This window comes from Bifidobacterium sp. ESL0763 (genome assembly GCF_029433395.1).
In the GTDB taxonomy this organism is placed as follows: domain Bacteria; phylum Actinomycetota; class Actinomycetes; order Actinomycetales; family Bifidobacteriaceae; genus Bifidobacterium.
The window spans coordinates 235,484-257,313 of the sequence record NZ_JAQTHW010000002.1 but is presented as its reverse complement, the minus strand read 5'-3'; the positions used below and the strand labels follow the sequence as shown (position 1 = coordinate 257,313).

Below are 21,830 nucleotides of genomic sequence, written 5' to 3'. Positions count from 1 at the left end.
CCGTGACGGGCGTAGTGGGAATTCGCTCGGACCGGCGGATCCGGCGTCGCGCCTTCGACGAACGCGGGCCGAAAGCGCGGCAGCGACCCTACAATGAGGGTATGAGCACAGCACCAAGGAACGCGGCCGCGAAACGCGACTGGGGCCACGACGAGAGTGGCTGCACGGTGCTGCATATCGACATGGACGCCTTCTACGCGTCGCTGGAGACCGCGCGGCATCCAGAGCTGCGCGGACGACCGGTGATCATCGGCTGGCTCGGGCCGCGGAGCGTGGTCTCGGCGGCGAACTACGAGGCGCGCAAATACGGGGTGAACTCGGCGATGCCGATGGTGCGGGCGCAGCAGCTCTGCCCCGGCGGCGCCTACGTGCAGGTCGACATGGCCTACTACCGCAAGATGTCCAAGCGCATCTTCGACGAGGTGTTCCGGCAGGTCACCGACCGGATCGAGCAGGTCTCGGTGGACGAGGGCTACATGGACGTCTCGGGCGCGCTGCTGCGCTGGAAGTCGCCGAGCGTCATCGGCGCGTGGATCCGGGCGCAGGTCGCGGCGCGCTTCGGCATCACCTGCTCGGTGGGCATCGCGGCCAACAAGCTGGTGGCGAAGATGGCCTCCACCAACGCCAAGCCGGACGGGATGCTGCTCATCCCCAAGGCACGGCACGCCGAATTCGTGCGGATGATGCCGTTGCGAGGCATCCCCGGTGTCGGGCCGTCGCTGGAGAAACGACTGGGCGAATGGGGCATCAGGACCGTGGCCGAACTGGCCGAGATGGACGAGACGACACTCGCACAGGCGACGCGTTCGAAAATCACCGCGCACAACCTCTATCTCGCCGCGCGCGGGCAGGACGAGCGGCCCATCGTCACCCATGCGCCGGAGAAATCCATCGGCGCGGAGATCACCTTCGAGAAGGACACGAGAAACGCCGCCAAGGTACGCGAGCTACTGCACCACTGCAGCAACGAGGTGACGCACACGCTGCGCGCCAAGGGGCTCGTGGCGCGGACGGTGAACGTCAAGCTGCGCTTCGCCGACATGAGCTACTCGACCAAGGCGCACACGCTCGAACGGCCCACCGACACCGCCGCCACCATGTATCCCGAGGCCGTGGCGCTGCTGAAGGCGATGCTCAGGATGCCTGCCGACGCTCCCGACGACGCTCCCCTGCCACGCGAAATCAGGCTGGCCGGGGTGAGCGCCAGCTCGCTGAGCGCCAAGGAGACCACGCCGGTGCAGCTGACCATCGAGGACATGCTGGGCGATGGCGTAGCTGACGGCGGGGATGGCGATGGCGCCAAGCGCCGCAACGGTCGTGAAGACGAAACAACCAACCCGAGCGCCAGCAACCAGAACGATGAGACTTCAAAAGGGAAAAACGCCAACCTGCGCAACGCCGAATCAGTACTCGACGCCGTCCGCGAGCGCTACGGCTCCGGCGCCGCCAGCCTCGGCCTGGAGCACGGCGACTGGAAGGCCCGGCAGACCGCCAACAACCACAATCCCGAAGCGTGATTCAGCGGAAAAGCGGCAAACCGTTGAGTGCCTCACTGCGACCAAAAGCACGAAAGCGAGGGTGTAAACGTGCTTTTCGTCGCATCTCCGGTTTCGAAGCGACGAAAAGCACAGGTTTTCATGCTTTCGGTCGCTGTTATCAATCAGCGCCACCCTCGAAGCGCATGCCCAGAGACGCTTGGCAAAGCAAAGCTGGCTTCTCTGCTTTCTGACGCTGATCATCTTACCGCCGCGTCGAAAAGCAGAATGGTGCCCACATTTTTCTGCTTTTCGACGCCGATTATCTTCTCACCGCGTCCAAAAGCAGATTCAGGCCACACATTTTCTGCTTTTCGACGCCGACCAACTTACCGCCGCGTCGAAAAGCAGATTCATTAGGACACACATTTGCTTTTCAACGCTCGCCGGATAGTCCGGACAGTATCCGCCTGCGCGTCCAGGACGGCCGGACCAGCAGCCCCTTGCGCTGGGCGTAGACCAGCAATGCGACGCCCGCGATGCCCATGAGCACCACCGGGACGATGCTGGCCTCGAGGCCGAAGTTGCCGCCAGTCATGATGTCGGGACCGGACCAGCGGGACACCAGCCACGAATCCTGCCGGCCGTTGCCCGAGACGACGGAGCCGAAAATCGGGCCTTCGGCGATGTTCCACATGATGTGCTGGCCTATGCACACCCACAGCGAGCGCGTGACGAAGTAGAGCGCGGCGGCCAGGATGCCGTCCTCGATGGCGATGGCGACCCCGCCCCACACCGTGCCGTCCTGGTTGCCCAGGTGCAGCAGGCCGAACACCAACGCGGAGACGATGACGGCGCCCCATGAGCCGAGCCATTCCTCGACGAGCCGCAGCAGCATGCCGCGCATGAGGATCTCCTCGGCGATGCCCGCGCACACGCCCATGGATAGCAGGTCGATCCACGGGCTGTAATGTGAGTCGAAGCCGACGACGCGGTAATCGCCGGCGATGGCGAGCACGCCGATGCAGATGCCGATGGCCGCGAAACCGATGGCGAATCCCGCGAACAGCCCCGGCCAGCGCGAGGCACGCAATTCGAGCGGATGGCGGCGACGCTCCATGAAACGGACGACGACCACATATCCCGCGATCGCCGCGAGCATCTCACCGAGCATCCCCAGCAGCGTCACCGGCGAATGCACGTCCTGGTCCGACGCGCGGACGCCGCTGCCAGTAGCGGCGGCATACACGCCCATCAGCACCATCGAAACCACCATCATGGCCACCACGAACACCGCGAAGAACACCAGGCCCCGCAGCAACGGGTTGAGCCTCGCCGGCTCGGGCGTGCAGCCTCCAGTAGCGTACAAGCGACGCGGATGGTCTTCGGTCAGCAAGTCAGCCTTACGGGATTCGTGATATGTGCGCATATTCCACACCATAGCGAAACGTACCGAGGTGGTTGCGGGCAATCATCGGTGACGCACAACCCCATATTGCGTTGAAAAGCAGAAAAATGCGGGTACTATTCTGCTTTTCCACGCAACCCAATATCTAGCAGCGTCAAAAAGCAGATTTATACGGTTTACATTCTGCTTTTCAACGCAATCGAAAGGCATCTCGTCTCGTCGACCGACACTTCAGGATCACGCTTATCCACAACACCAGTCACATTCGGTACATCGCTGCGCCGAGTTATCCACAACACGCCCGGGAAAATCAAAAATGCCAAGCGTTCGACCACACTACCTGCTTCGGCTTTTCGCCCGAATCCCGCCGCCTTAGCTTGGAACAATGAGAGTAAATCCACGTATCAGCGCACAACTGGACAACGCCGAGAGTCAACGACGCTGCCTACATACCCACGACCATCGAGACCAGCAGATACTCAGACTGCTCGCAAAATCGGGCGAGGTCACCCGCACCCGGCACGGCCTTTATGCACGCAGCGACTCATGGAGCCAGTTAGGTCGCAACGAGCGATATTTCCGGATTATCAATGGGCTGCACCATTGGCACCCCGAATGGGTATTCGCGGGAATCAGCGCCATCAGCGCCTATGGCATCGAGCATCCATCCTGGCTTCATGATGGCAACCAGGTCTTTCTCGCCACGGGCAGGGCAATGGGGACAAATCGAAACGAGAATGTCAGATACATCCAATCCATGGGCGACCATGCTTCCAAACTGGCCAAATCATCGACCGTTCCCGTGACGGAGGCCCTCTGCCATTGCGCGAAACACTACCGGTTCCATGAAGTATTGCCCATGTTCGATTCCGCGCTGAGAAACCAGTTGGCCAGCAAGGAAAGCATGACGCCCATGCCTGGAATTCCACGTCCTTTACGGCAAAAACTACGTCGGTTATTGCATTATGCCGACCCTCTAAGCGAAAACGGCGGAGAGTCACTGTGCCGCGCCATCATGCTCGAGGAAGGCTTCGGCGTACCGAGATTGCAACAAGAATTCCGGATCAGGAACGACGCAGGCATCAATCGCACGTACCGCGTCGACATGACGTACCAGTTGCCGTCCCACAAACTCATAGCCGTAGAATTCGACGGTATGGGAAAATACGTCAATCCCGAAATGACGAATTATCACAGCGTTCGCCAAGTCGTGCATGAGGAAAAGGAGCGCGAGCGCGATTTGCTCGCCAAAACCTCAATTACCAAAATCGTCCGTCTTGATTTCACGGAAACGATGCGACGCACAACGCTGGTAAGCAAACTGATTGATGCGGGATTGCCACGTATACACCCGTTCCCCAGCCTGCGCTGACCTACATTGCGTTGAAAAGCAGAAAAGCAGCAGCAGAATCTGCTTTTCAACGCACAACACTAACTCTCAACGTTCAAAAGCAGATTGAGAGGGCATCTTTTCTGCTTTTCAACGCAATCTACCACACAAAGTATCAGCGACGGAGGCGGGAGGCGGCGTCAGCGATGGCGGAGTCGGGGGCGGTGGCGGAGAAGCGCAGGTGGGTGGGGTCGCCGTAGAACTCGCCGGGGCTGGCGATGATACCCAGATGCGCCAGGTCGTCCATGTCGCGCCAGCAGTCGCCGGACCTCGCGCGCGTCCAGACGTAGAGCGCGCCCTGGGGCATGCGCGCGTCGTAGCCCGCGGCGCACAGTCCGCCGACCAGCTGGCGCAGGCGGGCGTCGTAACGTTCGCGCTGGGCGTTGACGGCGTTGAAGTCGCGCAGCGCGGCGCCCATCGCCGCCTGGATCGGGCCGGGGATGATCTCGCCGATCTGCTTGCGGTAGACGGTCATCGGGCGCACCAGGTCGGGGTCGCCGGCGATGAGCGCGGTGCGGTAGCCGGCCATGTTGGACTGCTTGCTCAGCGAATAGAGCACGAGGATGCCCTTGGCGCTGCCGTCGCACACGTCCGGTTGCAGCATGCAGGGCGCGGGCGACGGCTCGGCGTCGTCATCCCCCGCCCAGGTGAGCAGGGCATAGCATTCGTCGGAGAGCACCACGGCGCCGATCTCGCGCGCGGCGGCGACGATGGCGTGCAGTTGCGAAGCCGAGAGCACCTCGCCGGTGGGATTGCAAGGAGAATTGACCCAGACGGCCTTGACTCCGGGGATAGAACGCCACGAGTCCACGTCGGCGATGTCGGCGGCCTTGAACGTCTTGGCACCGGCCAGTTGGGTGCCGATGTCGTAGGTCGGGTAGGAGACGGCGGGCTGCACGATGACGTCGCCCGGGCCGAAATGCAGCAGCGAGGCCATCAGCGCGACGGCTTCCTTGGAGCCTACGGTGGGTACGAAATCGGCGTCGATCGCCTCGAAATCGACACCGCGGTTCACGCGGAACCATGTCGGCACGGCCATGCGCAGGGTCTCGCTGCCGGCCACCGTCGGGTAGCCGTGGGCGTTGGCGAGGTCGGTGGATACCGCGAGCGCCTGCTGCACGCTCATCGGCACCGGGTCGACCGGCGAGCCGACGGAGAGGTCGACCATGCCGCCCTCGGCCTGCGCCGCGATCTTCTTGTACGGCGCGACGCGACCCCAGTCGTAGGGGGAATCAAACCTGTAAAAACCCATCTCTCGCCGCCTTTCGCGTCGCTCCGAACAGCACTATGGTTCGATGATAGCGATGACGACGCCAAACGGCAGCCACCGTTTCGCCGGCTGTATCCACAACGCGAAAACCCGCCGGACTCCGTAGCGAATGACGAAGTCTGGCGGGCTCGGAAAGAAAGAGCAATCAGTCCTGGTTTTGCGGGGGAAGCGCGGCGATGCGGGCCTCGTCCTTGCCGGAGGGACCTGCCGCCTGCGCGCCGCCCAAATCGCCGAGGTCGTTGAAGTAGGTGACGGCCGCGTCCTTGTACCACGACCATTCCTCAGGCACGTCGTCCTCGTAGAAGATGGCCTCGGTGGGACACACGGGCTCGCAGGCGCCGCAGTCGACGCACTCGTTGGGGTTGATGTAGAGCGTACGGTCGCCTTCATAGATGCAGTCGACGGGGCATTCATCCACGCACGCCTTGTCCTTGACATCGATGCAGGGCTGAGCAATCACATAAGCCATCGAGGAGGCCTCCTTACAACCTGAACTTTCTTTAGATTACGTGGACGCAGCGACGGCACGGCAGGCCCGTCGGCGGCGAGCACACCGTGATGTCGGCACCGCCGGAAAGACGGGATGGGAGCTTCGCGAGACCGTCGCGTCGGCCGGAAACGACAGGGCGGGCGCTAGGCGCGGCGGGTCTCGGTGTCGGTCTGGACGACGCCGGCGATGGTCTTGGCCTCCTCGGCCTGCTCCTCGGCATGCGCCACCGCTTCGTCGAGCTTGCCCCGGCCCAGCAGCGAATGGCGGTAGGAATAGCCGAAGTAGATGCAGAAGCCGATCAGCAGCCACACGAGGAAACGGATCCAGGTGAGCACGGAGAGGTTGATCATCAGCCACAGGTTGGCCAGCGCGATCAGAATCGGCACCCACGGGTTGCCGGGGATCTTGAAGGCGCGCGGCAGGTCGGGGCGCTTCTTGCGCATGATCGGAATCGAGATCGCGACCAGGGTGAAGGCTGACAGCGTGCCGATATTGACCATGTCGGCCAGGATGGAGACGTCGAACGAGGACGAGACGATGGCGAAGAGCACGCCGACGGCGATCTGCAGCTTGGCGGGCGTGCCGTGCTTGCCGACCTTGGAGAGGCCACGCGGCAGCAGGCCGTCACGGCTCATCGCGAAGATGACGCGGGTCAGGCCGAGCAGCAGCACCATGACCACGGTGGTCAGGCCGATGACGATGGCGAAGGAGATGATCTTGGCCGCCCAGGTGGCGCCCGCGAGCTCGAAACCGGTGGCCAGCGACGGGTCTTTGGCCTTCGCCAGGTCCTTGTAGGAGACCATGCCGGTGGTGACGATGGCGACGAGCATGTACATGACGATGACCATCACCATGCCGATGCCGATGCCCAGCGGCACGTTGCGCTTCGGGTTCTTGGCCTCCTCGCTCGCGGTGGCGACCACGTCGAAGCCGAGGAAGGAGAAGAAGACCAACGCGGCGCCGGAGACGATGCCGGAAATGCCGTAGACGGTGGGCTGTTGGCCGGTGAGCCACTGGAAGAGCGGCTGGGTCATCACGCCGCCGGACGAGGGGCCGAGCACCTTGCTGGCCGGTTCGCTCGGTGGGATGAACGGCGTGTAGTTCGACATCTTGACATAGAAGAAGCCGACGACCACCACGAAAATGACGATGCCGATCTTCAGGATCGTGAACGCGCCGTCGACGCGCGCGCCGATCTTGGTGCCCAGCACCAGCAGGACGGTGAAGAACGTGATGACGATCAGCGGCGCCCAGTCGAAGGTGAACGAACCGAAGTGGATCTCGGTGCTGGCGTGGAAGCCCATGAGCCGCAGGAAATCGTTGAGGTAGACGCTCCAATATTTGGATACGACCGAGCCGGCGAACAGCATCTCGAGGATGAGGTCCCAGCCGATGACCCACGCCACGATCTCGCCGACAGTGGTGTAGGTGAAGGTGTAGGCCGAGCCGGCCGCGGGGATCATCGAGGCGAACTCCGCGTAGCACATCACCGCGGCCCCGCAGATCACACCGGCTATCAGGAAGCTGATGATCGCCGCGGGCCCGGCGTGGTAGGCCGCGGCCTGCGCGCCGATGGAGAAGATGCCGGCGCCGACGGCAACCGCCACCCCCATGATGGCCAGATCCCACGCGCCCAGATTGCGCACCAGCTTGCGGTCGCCGGTGGTCGTTTCGGCGAGCGCCTGCTCCACCGACTTGGTCCTGAACAGCTTCATGTCAACTGCCTCCCCCTCGATGACACGTGTTTACGCGCACATGCCATAAGACGTGTCATTCTGTAGCGTAGGGTCACCGGAGCAAGTTCGTGGTCCGGCAGCCATATCTCGGACACTCATATTAGACGATAACTATCTGATTGAATAGCATGATATTTTCGCGGGCCCTAGCGCAGGTCCATCCCCACCACCACGGGCTCGGGCACGAGACGGATGCCGTAGGCCCGCTCGACGCCATCCTGGATGGTGCGCGCCAGCTCGGCGATGTCGGCCGCCGTGGCGCCGCCCCGGTTGGTCAGGGCCAGCGTGTGGCGCGACGAGAGGCCGGCATGGGCGTCCGGACGGACCTTGAAGCCCTTGTGGAAGCCGGCGTGGTCGATCAGCCAGGCCGCCGAGGTCTTGACGCCGGGTTGGCCGTTGGGCTGGGTCGCGTCGAAGCGCGGGGCGTCTTCGGGCAGCGCCTGCGCGACGTCGGACGCGAGGATGGGATTCATGAAGAAGCTACCACAGCTGTGGCGGTCGAAGTCGGGAGCGCCCGCCATCGCGGGCCCAGCGGTGTCACTCGATGCGGTGTCGCCTGATGCGTTCCCCGTGGCATTACCTGGCGCGTTTACCTCGTCCATACCCTCGATCGGCACGTTGCCTTTGTCTTTGCAGCCGCGCATCCATGGCGTGGCGTAGCGGCCCGGATCCTCGAGCATGCCCTTGCCGGCGCGCACTTCGAGCACGGCCCGTCGGATCTCGCCGATCGGCATCCGCTCGCCCACCCGCACGCCGAGCGCTTTGGCCAGCTGGCCGAAGGCGACCTCGTCGCGCGTGCCGCGGCGTAGGGCGAAGGTCACCGAGAGCACCACATACCGTGGCGTCGGGAAATAGCTGTCCGCCGGCTTGGCGGGCGCGGCGTACATGCTGGATTTGAGCAGCGAGCTGCGGTAGCCGAAGCGCATGTCGTCGCGACCGAGCCGATCCACCTCGCCGCTCGCGCGGTCGAGGACGCGGACCGAGACGACCGATGTGGCGACCTCCTGGCCGTAGGCGCCGATGTTCTGCACCACCGAGGCACCGACCGTGCCGGGCACGCCGGAGAGACCTTCGACGCCCATGAAACCGGAGGAGACGCAGAAGGCGACGAAATCATCCCAGTTCACGCCGGCATCCGCGCGGACGGTGACAAGGCCCTCCCCCGCGTCCGCATGCTGACCGGATTGTGTTTCGGCCGCCGGCAGGACCTCGATGCCCCGGCGCCGGTCGCGCACGACCACACCATCGAACGCGGCGTCACCGGCCAACAGGTTCGAGCCTCCGCCGATGACCAGCAGCGGCATACCCGCCCGGTCGGCCGCGTGCACGGCATCGATGAAGTCGGCTTCGCTTTCGGGCTCGACGAACCGTGCGACGGGCCCGCCGACGCCGATGGTCGTCAGCTGCGCCAGCGTCGGTGCGGCCTCCTGCCCCGGTCCACTTGCGTTCACGCCTGCTCTGGCATTGTCCATGATTGGCTTCCCCACACGTTCGGATATGAAAAAAGCCCGACCGAAGTCAGGCTTGCACTATCTCGCCAGAACTCAACGAGTCTCGCGATGCACGGTCTCCTTGCCGCAACGAGAGCAGAACTTCTTGAGCTCAAGACGATCCGGCGTGTTGCGACGGTTCTTGGTCGTGATGTAGTTACGCTCCTTGCACACCGTGCATGCCAGCGTGATGCCCGGACGGACTGCGGCGCTTTTGCTTGCCATTGGTTCACCTTCTGCGTTTGTTTTCCAACCGACGTATGCCGATCTTTGTAGCGGGAAAGAGACTCGAACTCTTGACCTTACGATTATGAGTCGTACGCTCTAACCAGCTGAGCTATCCCGCCAGAGAGCCTCGGGTGAGAATCGGACTCACGACCTCTTCCTTACCAAGGAAGTGCTCTACCACTGAGCTATCGAGGCGTGGCGGATAGTGGATTCGAACCACTGAAGCTATAAGCGGCTGATTTACAGTCAGCTCCCTTTGACCGCTTGGGAAATCCGCCATTGCGAACCAAACATCAGCTTGGCTGGGCAACTTGACTATAATGCCATGAACCGCCGACCTACGCAAGTTCCCGACACGCCCTGTGTGTCGAAACCGGTGCCTTGCGTCTGGTGGCGTGGCGGACGAAACTGGACTAAGCCCCGGTATCACACCGTTTTCGGCACTTCGATGTCAGTCATATTCCGGCCTTTTGACCATCTCGCACCTATTCTGTTCGGAGCGATATTGGTGGATCATACGACCAGCGGGCGCCGCCCCGTCGACGACAATGACTCGTCGGCCAGGCGACGCCCGCGGGAATGTCCGGGCTCATCGGCGCGCCGAAACCACTGGCGGCTCGACGCTCCCGAATGTTCGAGTGCCCGAATGCCCGAGCACCTGAACGATCAGGCGATCAGGCGATGTGGTCGTCCTTGAGACCCTGGCAGACGGCGATGACCTTGTCGTTGGCCTCATGCTCGCCGATGGAGATGCGGATGCCCTCGCCATCGAAGACGCGGGTGGAGAGGCCAGCGGCCTTGAAGCGCGCCTCGGCCTCGGCGGTCCGCTCCCCCAGCGGCAGCCAGAAGAAGTTGGCGTAGGGCTCCGGGAAGTCCCAGCCCTGTTCGCGCAGCGCCTTGACGATACGGCCGCGTTCGGCGATCAGTGCCTTGACACGGTCCATCAGCTCGTCCTTGGCGTCCAGGGAGGCGACGGCGGCCACCTGCGCGGTCTGGGTGACGCCGAATGGGATCGACAGCTTGCGCATGCCGTCGGCCACGTCGGCGCGGGCGATGCCGTAGCCGATGCGCAGGCCGGCCAACCCGTAGGCCTTGGAGAAGGTGTGGGCCACCACGATGTTCGGATACTCGCGGAAGAGGTCCATGGCCACGCTGGTGCCGGCAGCGGTGTTGAAGTGGATGTAGGCCTCGTCGAAAAGCACGATGACATCGCTCGGCACGACCTTCATCAGGCGGCGGGCCTCGGCGTCGGAGACGGAGGAGGAGGTCGGGTTGTTGGGGTTGTTGACGATGATCAGGCGGGTCCTGTCGTTGATCGCGGCGATCATGGCGTCGATGTCGTGGCCGCCGTCGGGGCGGTTGGCGATCTGGACGCTGGTGGCGCCCGCGCCGGAGACGATGATCGGGTAGGCCTCGAAGCTGCGCCACGGGTAGATGACCTCGTCGCCGGGGCCCGCGAGCAGGTCGACCAGCTGGGTGATGACCTCGGTGGACCCGCAGCCGAGCACGACCTCGTTCGGCTCGACCCCGTAGTCCTCGGCGAGCCTGCTGACGACCTGCCAGCCAGACATGTCGGGGTAGCGGTTGATGCGGTCGAGCGCCTGGCTTTCGATGGCCTTCTGGACGCTGGGCAGCGGCGGATACGGGTTCTCGTTGCTCGAGATCTTGAAGGAGCGCTGGCCCGCGAGCGCGGGGGCCGGCTTGCCTTGCTTGTAGGCGGGAATGGTGTCGATTATCGGGCGATGTTTATAAGTCATATATGCATTGTAAGCCGTGGTGGATCGGGCATGCCTCTCGCGTTCCGAAACCGCCGTTTCCCAAGTGCTGGCGACAATCGAAGGAACCGGTGGAACCGGCCGTACAACGCGATGTGCCCCGACTGCCGAAACAGCCGGGGCACATCGAAAAACCGCGTTGGCGGATGCCGATCAGTTCAGGATGGCGAGCACGTCGCGCGCGCCGACGATGAGGTAATCCTCACCCTTGTAGTTGACTTCGGTGCCGCCGTACTTGGAATAGAGCACCTTGTCGCCGACCTTGACGTCCATGGGCACGCGGTTGCCGTTGTCGTCGCGACGGCCGGGGCCGACCGCCAGGATCTCGCCCTGCTGCGGCTTCTCCTTGGCGTTGTCGGGGATGTAGAGACCGGATGCGGTCTGGGTCTCCGCCTCGGCCTGACGCACGATAATCTTGTCTTCCAACGGTGTAAGTGAGATCGACACTGTGGACCTCCTCTTTCTAGTGAGCATTTCATTTCCTCGCGCGAGGACACCGCTTTCAGAGGCTGACGATCACTTTCGGCACCGTCCCTTTGCGCTTACCAACCATCGTAGCGCGAAAATTAGCACTCTGCCAACCCGAGTGCTAACGCTCTGAGTGAAACCTTCACAAATCCGCGCAACGGCGGCGCTCAGGCACCCCTGCGAGCGAGGATCTTCTCCAGGCCGACGCCCAGCGAATCGGACGTGCCGCTCGGGGCCTCGACGTCGGCCGACACCTCGGACTCATGGAACGACTCGACCTCGGCTGCCTTGCCGGCGGCCTTGGACGACCTGCCCTTGCCGGCGGTGTCGTCGGCTTTGGCGGAAGCGGAAGCGGTTTCGGAAGTATCGGCATCCTGTGGCACGGCCTTGGCGACCTGCTTGGTCGACTTGATCTCCAGGCTCTGCGGCTCCTCGGCACGCACTTCGACGCCGGAACGCGGGGCGCCCAGCGAGAAGGAGATGAGGTCCTGGTTGCTGACCATGTCGACGACGTCGAGCGCGGGAACCGGATGGACCTGCTTGAGCTCGTGGGTGGCGTCGCTGGCCTCATGCTCCACGCGAGCGACGGCCTTGGCCTGGCTGGTGGGCTTCGCGGCCTTGGCGGATTCGGCGGTCTTGCTGCCCGATGCCGGCTTGGACGCATTCGTCTTGGAGACGGAACGGTTCGCCGTGGTCTTCTTGACGGCACTGGCGGCCTGCGGCTTGCCGGCCTTGGCGACGGGCTGGCTTTCGACCTTGGCATCGGCCCGCGCATGCTCGCGTTCGGCCCTCATCGCCTCGACGCGGCGGTGGTCGGCACGGCTGGCGCGCAGGGCCTGGCGGATCTCGCGCTGCTCCATGACGCCGGTCGGCTCGTCGTCCTCATCGCGGGCGGCGGGAGCATCGGCGGAGGCGTCAACGGACTGGGCGGACTGGGCCGCCGCCTCGAGCTGGCCGACGCGCTTAGCGGCCGCGACCCCGCGTCTGGCGGCGGCCATGGCACGGCTGTGGCGCCGAAGCTTGAGCTGGCGCTCCCATTCACGGGCATGACTGGACGCCCTGGCGCCCAACGCCAGGACCGCCACCAGCAGGGCGAAGGGAATAAGCGCAAAGAGAAGACTGAAACGGAAGGCGAGGGCCGCGATGGCGACGACGACGGTCAGCGCGAGCAGGGAGAGGGCGATGATGGCGCGCCGACGCGCGGCCTGACGCCTCAGGCGACGGATACGGGCCACACGTTTCGCCTCTTTGCCGGCCGCCGCCTTGGCAGCATCCCCCGCTTGTTCCGAGCGCATGACTACCCCTTCCGAGAGAGCGTGACGACCATCGGAGAACCTGGTACCACTTTCGGCATCGACCAGATGCAACGACAGTGAATACTTGTCGGCCGTATGCTCAACCACCCTTTTCATGCTGTCCACCGTTCGCCGCGGCAGCCAGCCGATAACAAGGACCGTGAGGATGACCAGCACGATGACACTGCTCAACCACGCATAATCCATATCTCTCTAGAATAGAGAGAGTTCGTGACTTTTGAGGCGATAAACCACACGCGTGTCGTCTGGCCGCTAGCCTGCCCGCAAAACGCCGCGAAGTCGGGCGACACGCCGAGGAACGCATCCCGCCGCGCCAATCCTTGCCACGACTCGATGGCGCAGGGTCCTGTCAGCGCCCCAGCAACCGCGCCGCGAACCCTTCCGGCGCATCCTCGGCCAGCAGGCTGTAGACCTCGTGGTCGCGCCATTCGCCGCGGATGTACATGTAGGCGCGCCGCAGCCCCTCGTGATGGGCGCCGAGCTTCTGCGCCACCCGCTTCGACCGTCCGTTCCCCGGCAGCATCGCGATCTCCAGGCGGTGCAGACGGGGGCCGTTGGGGCTCCACATCGCCCAGTCGGCGAGCATCGCCACCGACAGCGGCGCGATGCCGAGGCCCGCGTGGTCCCGGTCGACCCAATAGCCGACGCTGCCCGAGCGGATGGAGCCGTAGCTGATGGCGCCCACCGAGACCTGGCCGACGATCCGCATCTGGTAGACGATGGCGAACTGTGCGGCGACACCGTCCTGCTCGTCGCGGCGTTGGCGCTGCAACCAGGTGTTGAAGGTGAGGCCGGGGCCGTGCATGGGGTCGCCGGAATCCCAGGGCCGCAGCCAGTCGGCGTTGCGCGCGCGCACCTGGCTCCACCCGGCCTCGTCCTCGACGCCCAGCGGGCGCAGGGCGATCTGGATCGCACCGGACGGCGCCAGCAGCCGCGAGGGCATGGTGATGGCATTGGGGTTGGGGGTGAGCGCGCCACGCAGGGATCTCAGGACAGACACGCCTTCATGATACGCCGTCGGACACTGGACGAACGACGGGCTAGCATACGAGGCATGGAGAGCACATGGGTGAGCGACGGGACGGCGGGCCGGGAAATCGAGGCGAGCAAGCGCCGGATGCGCCATCAGGCCGTCGCCGAGCGACGGGGCGTGGGCGAGGCCGAAAGGACCACGGCCGGCGAGCGCCTGGCGACGGTGATGGCCCAGGCCGTGCGCGTGGTTGACGACGGAACCACATCCGCATTCCAAACCAAGACGGATGTGCAGATTCCGGCTGCGACGCCGCGCGGGGATAAAGGATTGGCCATAGGCCATACGGATACGGACCACGAGTATGCGAACGGTGGTCGTACGGACGGCGTCCAAACCGGCAAAGAACATATGGCCGACAAACGTACGGACACCAGCCCCTCCGAACCGCGAACGATAGCCCTTCGCCGCGGCGACACCGTGGCCGGCTATGTCTCGATGGGCACCGAGGCGCCCACGTTGGCGCTGCTGGACGGCCTGCTGGCGCGCGGGCTGCGGGTGCTCGTGCCCCGGCTCGGACGCGGACGCGACATCGGCTTCGGCGCCTACCAAGGTTCGGATGCGCTGCGAGCCATGCCACGCAGCGCCAGAGGAGGGCTCCGACCGGCGGAACCGGCGAGCGAGACCCTCGGCCCGGAGGCGCTTGCGACGGCGAGGCTCGTGCTCATCCCCGCCTTCGCCATCGACCTCGACGGCAGCAGGCTCGGACGTGGCGGCGGCTGGTACGACCGCGCCCTCGGGCACTGCTCCCCCGCCACCCTGAAAGTCGGCGTCTGCTGGGACTGGGAGTTCGTCGGCCGCCACGCCGCGGTGCCGCATCTGCCGCACGACATCGCCGTGGACGCCGTGCTCACGTCGGAGCGCATGGTGCGGCTGCGTTCCTGAAGAGACGGGCACAAGTGGCCGAAACGGGCCCGCACGCGCCCGGGCGTGAGCTTCGCCGGCGGCCCGGTTCCCTTTCGGAGAACGCCGCGGTCCGGCCTGGGACTAGGATATGAACAGTCTATTCTTTGATTCGTCGACTTTGTGGAGGGACCGTTGCCTACCTATCATTATCGCTGCAAGAACTGCGGCTACGATTTCACCGAACGGCAGTCATTCACCGACGACCCGATCACCGTATGCCCCAAGTGTGGCGAGGAGCAGGTGCGCAAGGTCTATTCGGCGGTGCCCATCGAGTTCAAGGGGCATGGCTTCTACCGCACCGACAAGAGCGAATCCTCCAAGTAAGCGGGACGCGGGTCGCCGCGCGGCCATCCGCAAGGCAGGTCGAAACGGCACGACAGGGCGCGACACGCCCGAAATGTGGATAACCCCAACCGTTCGACCACATCACCCGTCCGGGCTTTCCATCCGCTTGGGTTCAGGTCATCATGGCAATCATGATGACCTTTTTTCATAGCAGCAAAGCGGTGGGCCGGCCCGGATCCCGCCAGCCCACCCTCCAACAGCGCCGGCGCACACGGACGATCCGCTCGCTGGCGATGGCACTGTGCGCGGGCCTCGCCGTGTTCCTCGCCCTGCAGGCGATGGCGGGCATGGTGGCGAGCAGGCCGGTGGCCACTGCCGCGCGCGCCATCGCCCGGGGCAGCACCATCCGTGAACGCGACATCGAGATCGTGCGGATGGCGCAGGGTCCGCCGCTCGCCTCCGCGTTCTCCTCCCCCGGCCAGGCCAGCGGCATGGTCGCGCAGGTCGACATCGCCGCCGGCGACATCCTCACCCGCCCGATGGCCCGGGCCTCCCCCGTACCCGCCAAGGGGATGACCGTAATCGACGTCGCCGTGGTGAGCTCGGGCTCCTCGCTGCTGCCAGGCTCGCGGGTCTCGCTGGTGACGTCGGGAGTCTGCGGCGAGGGGATGCCGGCCGAGCGGCCGGAAGCGGACGGCCAGACCGACCCACAAACCGATTCGGCCGATTCACAAGATGGCAATGACGACAGCGAAAAGAACGGCGGAAACCCCGCGGAAGACCAGGACGACGCCTGCACGCTGGCACGGGACGCGCTCGTCATCAAGGCCGGCCACGACGAGCCGGAGCGCGACGCCGGGGCGACGACGCACATCCAGGTGGCCCTGCGGCCACAGGAGGCAGCGAACGTCATCGCCGCGAGGGAAGGAGCGCCGATCATGGTGACCACATAGCAAAAGCGGACCGGCATGGGTCGGTCCGCTTGGGAAAACATAACCATGGCATCGCCGGGACGCCACGGTGAAAGGAGGATGAGCGCAGCCACAACCACGGCACGGCCGATGCCCGAAAGCGCTAGGCGCCCCGCTCGCTGAAGATGCCCCAGTGCGGCGGCAGCTCGCGCAGGATGCGGGCGTCGTCGTCACGGCTTCTGGCGTCCTTGGAGCCTTCGACGCCCGACTCCTCGACCCCGGTCAGGCCGAGGTCGGCCTCGTCGACGTCGAAACGCTCGGAGCCCTCGCGCGTGACGCGATGGTGACGGCGGGCGGAGCGACGGGTCGGGTCGTAGCCGCCCATCAACGCACCTCCCGGTAGATCTCCCCGATCTGCGAGACGACGCGGTCCACTTCCTTGTCGGGATTGACGAAGGCGCCGACGCTCCAGACGTCCATGACCGACCAGCCGAGGCTTTCGAGCTGGTGGGCGAGGACGCGGTGGCGCTTACGGGTGGACTGCACGCCCATGAAGGCGGCGTCGTCGCTCAGCACCGCCAGCGAGAAGGGCTTGTCCTTGAGGCCGACGACCAGCGGGATGCGCATGCCGCCACCGTCGAAGCCGTAGTCGACGGCGACCTTGAGCCCACGGGCCTTGATACGGCGGGCCAGATCGTTGAAGAGCACGTTGTCGCAATCGGCCTTGACCGACGGACGGACGAGCTGGCGACCCAGCTTCTCGGCCCACTGAAGCACCACCTTGAGCAGCTTCGGACCGGACTGGTGCAGGCGGTCGTCCTCCATGTCCGAGGAGCCGAAGGCCGAGACGATGTCGAGGTTGCGCTCGGCCAGGGCCAGGGCGTCGAGCAGCTTGCCGTCGCCGCCCTCGCCCTCCAGCGAGCCGAACTGCTGGAGCAGGCGGCCGTGAGCGGTCTTGGCGAAGCACAGCGAGAGGATGACGTCGGTGGCCTTGCAGCCGGCGACCTCGTCGACGCCGATCAGGCGCACGTGGCGCAGGAAGCGGGCCATGGACTCGTCCTTGAGCGACAGGGACTTGAGCTCGGCGCCCAGCCTGGTGCGGAAGACGGAGGTGAGGGTGACGACCACAAGCAGGTAGTCGGTGGGGATGACGCTGAAGCCCTTGGCGCGGCGCTTGATGGTGGCGATCACCTCGTCGATCTCCTGCTGGCTGCTCTCCACCAGTCCGGTCGAGAGCACGGGCACGCCGTTGGCCTTGACGCGGTGGAAGCTCACGGCGCCCTGCATCGCCTCGGTGGCCACGTCGCGGCGGATGCGGCCGTAGCCATGCTGGGAGAGGAAGAGGGCCAGACGCGGGTCGCGGCGCACCGGCTGCGGTTCGATGTCAACCTCGGGAAGGATGTCGATCAGCGTGCGCACCGCCGGCGAGGTCACCGTGTCGCGGTGGGCCAGCACCACGACCTGCCGGGCGCGGCTGAGAATGGCCAGCAGGGAGAGCGAGGGCATGTGGGCCGCCGCGTCGACGATGACGACGTCGGCGAGGGGCTGCGGATCGCTCAACACCACGAGCGCGGAGGGCGTGGCCACGATGACGGGCTTGGCCGCGGCGAGGATCTGGCCGTGGTCGCGGCGCACGCGTTGCAGCGGCACACGGGAGTGGCTGGCCAGCAGCGTGTGCAGCTGGTTGGCCTCCTGGGTGTGCGAGAAGAGCAGGTCGCACAGCCGGCGCATGGATTCCTGGCCGATCATGGGGCCGATGGAATCGACGTGTTCGGCGTCCACCTGCGCGAAGCGGTTGGCGGCCGACTGCAGCGCGGAACCGTCCTGGTTGGAGATGATGGCCGAGGAACGCACGATGTCCTCGAAGACAGTGGTCCACCACGACAGCTGCAGCTCGCCCTCCACGCCCTGCGTGTCCACATGCCTGGCGCGCAGGTCGTCGATGAGCTCGCTCAGGCCGGCGCCGCGGAACTCGCGCTCGAGGCGGGCGCGGCCCGGAAGCGTGTCGAGGGCCAGACGGTCGGCGTAGAGGTCCTTGAGCCTCTTCTCGAGACGCTCGATCGGAACGGCCTGCAGGTTGCCGCCCTCGACGGTGGTGGAGAGCACGGCGTCGAGCGCGGTGACGTCGCGCATCAGCGCCTCGCGCGTCTCGACGATCTCGTCGAGCTTGGCGGGCAGCACGGGCCAGCCGCCGTGGGGCACCAGCGCGCGCCACTGGTCGGCCTGCTTGGAGACGACCTTCAGCGCCTCGTGCAGGTCGCCGACCTGGGCGCCGGCGCGCAGCAGACTCCTGGCCTCCTTGACGTGGCGGCGGCGCTCCCAGAAGCCCATGCTCGTCCCTTCGGCCTTGCGTTGCTCCTTGGGCTTGGAGGCCTCGATCATGGCGTTGATGTCGCGCTCGAAGATCTCGGGCTGGAAGACGTCGAGCACGCGGCGTAGGTTCTTCAGGACCTTGACGTGGCCGCACCATTCCTGGACGGTGGCCGGCACCGGGAACCCGCAGGTCTCGGAGGTGGAGACGACCTCCTCGCGCATGGCCGGCAGCAGGCGTTGCAGCAGGTCCTCGACGCTCTGGTAGGCGCTGACCGCCTCCTCCTCGCTGAACAGCGAGGCGCCGTACCACACCGTGTCCTCGGGGCCCACGCTGAACTCGCCGAACTGGCCGGCGCGGCGCAGCTTCTTCGCCCACTCGTCCATATGCGGGGCGATGGCGCGCGCGGCGTCCTTGCCCAGGCGCACGCGGGTGGCCGGATGGGTGGGCATGTTGGCGATGCTCGCCAGGTTCTGGATGGTCTGGTAGGCCGAGACGCCCCATTCCTTGCTCACGCCGTGCAGGTCGCCCAGGTAGCGGGTCAGCCGCGAGCGCACGCCCACCAGCTCGTCGGAGAGCTGGTCGAAGCGCGAGGTGGAGACGCCGGGCTGGAAGCCGACGGCGGCAATGAGCTGCTTGTCGAGGTTCGCCGTGGCGGCGGGGTCGGCCATGTCGAGCACACGGTCGCCGAGCTGGAAAGAGTCCATCTGCTTGACGAAACGCTTCTTCTGCTGGGCCACGGCCGGCACATAGAGCACCGAGCGGTTGGCGGCCACGCAGCGCGAGGCGATCGAGGCGGCCTGCAGGGCGGTGTCGTTGGAGCTGTCGCTGTTGACGAAAAGCGAATGACCCTGCGAGACGAGGTTGCCGGCGTAGCGCATCACGTTGTCGACGTCGCCGGCGGCGTGCTCGTTGTGCGGGTCGTCGTCGAAGGGGCTGAACTGCGGCAGCGCGCCGCCCCGTAGGCGTTCGACCGCCTTGGCGTCGCCGGCCATCGCCTCGAGGATGGTGTTGCCGGACTGGCCACGCCTGAGGACGTCGATGATCCGCTGGCCCTCGGCGGTCATCTTGGTGGCCGGGTCCATGAAGCAGCCGAGCACGATGTCGCGTTCGATGTCGAAGTCGGCGAGCTCGTGGCGGGCCAGGGCGGTGATGGCGGCGAAGACGGCCGAAGTGTCGGGGGTGCCGCTCTCGTAGTTGGAGCCGTCGAAGAGCGCGGCCTCGTCGATGTCGACGTGCTCGGCGCGCATCGCGGTGGCGAAGGCCGGGTTCAGGCCCACGTGGCCGGTGAAGCGGATGGTGGCGTCGGTCTCGCGTCCGCCGGCCTTGCGGACCGCATCGACCGGATAGAGCAGGACGGGCACACCGTTGCCCTTCCACGTGGCCACGCCGACCACCATCGACAGCTCGGCCACCCCGGAGATCCTGGTCTTGGCGGCCTTGTCGTCAAGCACCCGTTCGAGCCTGCGGCCCGCGGCGCGCAGCATGCCGGTGTCGCGGAAGAGCGAGGCGAGGGTGGTGTGTCCGCTGGCGAAGAGCTGGGCGATGCCGGAGGGATGGGCGTGGGTCAGGTCGAGTTGCGCGGCGAGCTGGCTGACGTCCTGCAGGGGCGAGGGGCTCAGCCCCTTGCGGTATTCCTCATACCACTGGGTCATCTTCTCGATGCCGTTGACGCTTTTGCCATTGGCGCTGTTGCTGTTGTCGTTCATGCTTGCATTCCCGTCCCTTGCGCTTGCCGGTAGTCGTCGTAGCCGGAATTATGAGATAACGCGGAGTCGATGTCCTGGTTGCCCAGCGACCCCAGCCACGCGTACAGATCGTCGTAGAGCCCGGGATTCATCGCCAGGAAAGGCAGAAGCTCGGGGTGCTTCGCCATCTCGAACTGGAGGGCGAAATCGGTGGTCACCTTGGCGTCGTTGGAGTTGAGCCCGTCGACCTCGATCGCCTGGTCGGGCTTGTCGAACTCACCCTTGGAGACCTTCTCGAAGACGGATCCGGGTTCGAAGGCCGGCTCGAAGGCGTTGGCATTGGCGGCTTGCGGCGTCGCATCGTTGTGGGGCTCGGGCCGCATGAAACGGTTGCGTTCGCCCGCGTCCTCGCGCACCTGGCCGGACTGGCCGGCCGGCGCCTGGGCGTACATCGGCTTGAACATGCCTTGCGGGGCATCCTGCCGTTGGGCCTGCGCCGCTGGCTGGTAGTCGGCGTTGATCGGAGCCTGAGCCTGCTGGCCCTGCGTCGGCTGCGCGGTCTGGGCCGCCTGAACCTGCTGGTTCTGCGTCGGCTGCGCGGATTGCACCGGCTGGGTGGTTTGCACGGGCTGTTGGGCGGGTTGCCGCGCCGGCTGTGAGGCCTGGGGCCGCTCCGCGTCGTTGTGGCGCTCGGGCAGGGAGACCGAGGGCGTCGCCTGCTGGGCCGCAGCCGCGGCATCGCCGGTCATGCCCGCCTGCGAGGTCTGTGGTGCCTGCGCGGCCTGCTGGTGGACCTGCGCGGATTGCTGGGACTGCACTGCCTGCTGCGGCTGCGCCTCCTGCTCGAGGGCGTCCTGGAAGAGGTCGCGTGGCTCGACCGGGGCCGCGGCTTGGGCGGGCTTGACGTCCAGGGCGATGCTGTCGACCACCTTCTGGCTCTCCGCCTCCTTGGCGTTGCCGGAAACCGCGGATCCGGCTTCGGTTCCGTCGTTTCCGCCGTCCCGCGTCTGCCTCTTGCCGTCCTGGCCGGCCTTCGCGGCCTCGGCCACGTCGGCGGCCTTGAACGCGGTGGTGGGCTCGCCGGCACGCAGGTTGAGGATGTCGTCCACCGACATGTTCTCGGGCATCGGTTCGTCGTCGGCATGGCTGGCGGCATAGTCGAAGAGGTCGGTGACCGGATTGCCCGGCTCGTCGTCGCCGAACCCGTCGTCGGCCTCGACCTTCACGAAGTCCACTGCCACGTCGCCCAGCTGCATCCTCATCGGCGAGGTCTGCAGCGCGAAGGGCTTCTTGGCCGCCAGCCTGGTGAGGTTGCCGTCCTGGCCGACCAGGTAGGTGCCGTTGGTGGAGTTGCGGTCCTCGAGGGTGGCCGAGCCATCCTGGCCCACCGCGAAGAGCGCATGGCGCTTCGACATCGATCGTGTGGCATCGACGATCTCGACGCGCTTGTGGCCGTCGTCGGCCAACGGTCTCAACGGGTGACGCCCGATCTCGACGTCCTCGCCCGGGCCCACGCCGACCTGCACGCCGCCGTTGACCTTGATGACCCACCGCCCAGCGGTTCGTTGATCTGCCACTTTCACTGGCCTCCTGTCACCTGTACGCACTCATGGCCATTCTGCCACGCCTTGCGGGTTCTCGTCACGCCAACGC

18 protein-coding genes and 3 tRNA genes are annotated in these 21,830 nt (G+C 65.6%); 5 read left to right on the top strand and 16 right to left on the bottom strand.

Annotated elements, in window-relative coordinates:
- The first annotated feature begins 101 nt into the window (after nucleotides 1-101).
- On the top strand, nucleotides 102-1,517 hold the full coding sequence (gene dinB, locus PT282_RS01885) for a DNA polymerase IV (RefSeq protein ID WP_277167900.1): 1,416 nt from the start codon (nucleotides 102-104) through the stop codon (nucleotides 1,515-1,517).
- Between the two features lie 394 nt (nucleotides 1,518-1,911).
- Here dinB and PT282_RS01880 read toward each other — a convergent pair whose 3' ends face one another.
- Nucleotides 1,912-2,844, bottom strand: coding sequence for a CPBP family intramembrane glutamic endopeptidase (locus tag PT282_RS01880; protein ID WP_277167899.1), 933 nt, complete (start codon nucleotides 2,842-2,844; stop codon nucleotides 1,912-1,914).
- A 424-nt stretch (nucleotides 2,845-3,268) separates the two neighbouring features.
- Between PT282_RS01880 and PT282_RS01875 the strand changes: the two genes are divergently transcribed.
- The gene (locus PT282_RS01875; protein WP_277167898.1) at nucleotides 3,269-4,255 is read left to right on the top strand and encodes a hypothetical protein; all 987 of its coding nucleotides are present in this window, start codon (nucleotides 3,269-3,271) and stop codon (nucleotides 4,253-4,255) included.
- A 133-nt stretch (nucleotides 4,256-4,388) separates the two neighbouring features.
- Here PT282_RS01875 and dapC read toward each other — a convergent pair whose 3' ends face one another.
- The 12 genes from dapC to PT282_RS01815 form a co-directional block, all read right to left on the bottom strand.
- Nucleotides 4,389-5,525: a succinyldiaminopimelate transaminase gene (gene dapC / locus PT282_RS01870; RefSeq protein WP_277167897.1), complete on the bottom strand. Its 1,137-nt coding sequence runs from the start codon at nucleotides 5,523-5,525 to the stop codon at nucleotides 4,389-4,391.
- 163 nt (nucleotides 5,526-5,688) lie between these two features.
- Nucleotides 5,689-6,012, bottom strand: a complete 324-nt coding sequence (gene fdxA / locus PT282_RS01865) for a ferredoxin (protein WP_277146267.1) — start codon at nucleotides 6,010-6,012, stop codon at nucleotides 5,689-5,691.
- Between the two features lie 164 nt (nucleotides 6,013-6,176).
- On the bottom strand, nucleotides 6,177-7,748 hold the full coding sequence (locus tag PT282_RS01860; protein WP_277167896.1) for an amino acid permease: 1,572 nt from the start codon (nucleotides 7,746-7,748) through the stop codon (nucleotides 6,177-6,179).
- Between the two features lie 167 nt (nucleotides 7,749-7,915).
- A complete protein-coding gene (locus PT282_RS01855; RefSeq protein WP_277167895.1) occupies nucleotides 7,916-9,220 on the bottom strand; it encodes a UDP-N-acetylmuramate dehydrogenase in 1,305 nt (434 codons plus the stop codon).
- 93 nt (nucleotides 9,221-9,313) lie between these two features.
- The gene (gene rpmG / locus PT282_RS01850) at nucleotides 9,314-9,484 is read right to left on the bottom strand and encodes a 50S ribosomal protein L33 (protein WP_277156933.1); all 171 of its coding nucleotides are present in this window, start codon (nucleotides 9,482-9,484) and stop codon (nucleotides 9,314-9,316) included.
- Between the two features lie 48 nt (nucleotides 9,485-9,532).
- Nucleotides 9,533-9,606, bottom strand: a tRNA-Met gene (locus PT282_RS01845).
- A 4-nt stretch (nucleotides 9,607-9,610) separates the two neighbouring features.
- Nucleotides 9,611-9,682: transfer RNA gene (locus tag PT282_RS01840), tRNA-Thr, on the bottom strand.
- 1 nt (nucleotide 9,683) lies between these two features.
- A tRNA-Tyr gene (locus tag PT282_RS01835) sits at nucleotides 9,684-9,765 on the bottom strand.
- Nucleotides 9,766-10,161: 396 nt separating this feature from the next.
- Nucleotides 10,162-11,244: a histidinol-phosphate transaminase gene (locus PT282_RS01830; RefSeq protein WP_277167894.1), complete on the bottom strand. Its 1,083-nt coding sequence runs from the start codon at nucleotides 11,242-11,244 to the stop codon at nucleotides 10,162-10,164.
- A 171-nt stretch (nucleotides 11,245-11,415) separates the two neighbouring features.
- Nucleotides 11,416-11,709 (bottom strand): co-chaperone GroES, encoded by a 294-nt coding sequence (gene groES / locus PT282_RS01825; RefSeq protein WP_277167893.1) that lies wholly within the window; start codon nucleotides 11,707-11,709, stop codon nucleotides 11,416-11,418.
- A 188-nt stretch (nucleotides 11,710-11,897) separates the two neighbouring features.
- The gene (locus tag PT282_RS01820; RefSeq protein WP_277167892.1) at nucleotides 11,898-13,025 is read right to left on the bottom strand and encodes a hypothetical protein; all 1,128 of its coding nucleotides are present in this window, start codon (nucleotides 13,023-13,025) and stop codon (nucleotides 11,898-11,900) included.
- Nucleotides 13,026-13,395: 370 nt separating this feature from the next.
- Entirely contained in the window at nucleotides 13,396-14,046 is a 651-nt protein-coding gene (locus PT282_RS01815; RefSeq protein WP_374114129.1) for a GNAT family N-acetyltransferase, read from the bottom strand.
- 54 nt (nucleotides 14,047-14,100) lie between these two features.
- Here PT282_RS01815 and PT282_RS01810 point away from each other — a divergent pair, with 54 nt between their 5' ends.
- From PT282_RS01810 to PT282_RS01800, 3 genes are all read left to right on the top strand, one after another.
- Nucleotides 14,101-14,961 (top strand): 5-formyltetrahydrofolate cyclo-ligase, encoded by an 861-nt coding sequence (locus tag PT282_RS01810; RefSeq protein WP_277167891.1) that lies wholly within the window; start codon nucleotides 14,101-14,103, stop codon nucleotides 14,959-14,961.
- A gap of 153 nt (nucleotides 14,962-15,114) precedes the next feature.
- On the top strand, nucleotides 15,115-15,306 hold the full coding sequence (locus PT282_RS01805; protein ID WP_277167890.1) for an FmdB family zinc ribbon protein: 192 nt from the start codon (nucleotides 15,115-15,117) through the stop codon (nucleotides 15,304-15,306).
- 152 nt (nucleotides 15,307-15,458) lie between these two features.
- The gene (locus PT282_RS01800) at nucleotides 15,459-16,220 is read left to right on the top strand and encodes an SAF domain-containing protein (protein ID WP_277167889.1); all 762 of its coding nucleotides are present in this window, start codon (nucleotides 15,459-15,461) and stop codon (nucleotides 16,218-16,220) included.
- Nucleotides 16,221-16,341: 121 nt separating this feature from the next.
- Here the strand turns inward: PT282_RS01800 and PT282_RS01795 are convergent, their stop codons facing one another.
- Genes PT282_RS01795 through PT282_RS01785 form a run of 3 tightly spaced genes read right to left on the bottom strand, consistent with a single transcriptional unit; the run spans nucleotide 16,342 to nucleotide 21,754 of the window.
- On the bottom strand, nucleotides 16,342-16,563 hold the full coding sequence (locus PT282_RS01795; protein ID WP_277167888.1) for a hypothetical protein: 222 nt from the start codon (nucleotides 16,561-16,563) through the stop codon (nucleotides 16,342-16,344).
- Nucleotides 16,563-20,198, bottom strand: coding sequence for a helicase (locus PT282_RS01790; RefSeq protein ID WP_277167887.1), 3,636 nt, complete (start codon nucleotides 20,196-20,198; stop codon nucleotides 16,563-16,565). Before PT282_RS01790 ends, PT282_RS01795 begins: the two co-directional genes overlap by 1 nt.
- Entirely contained in the window at nucleotides 20,195-21,754 is a 1,560-nt protein-coding gene (locus PT282_RS01785; protein WP_277167886.1) for an FHA domain-containing protein, read from the bottom strand. The genes PT282_RS01790 and PT282_RS01785 overlap by 4 nt, the downstream gene beginning before the upstream one ends.
- Nucleotides 21,755-21,830: the final 76 nt, after the last annotated feature.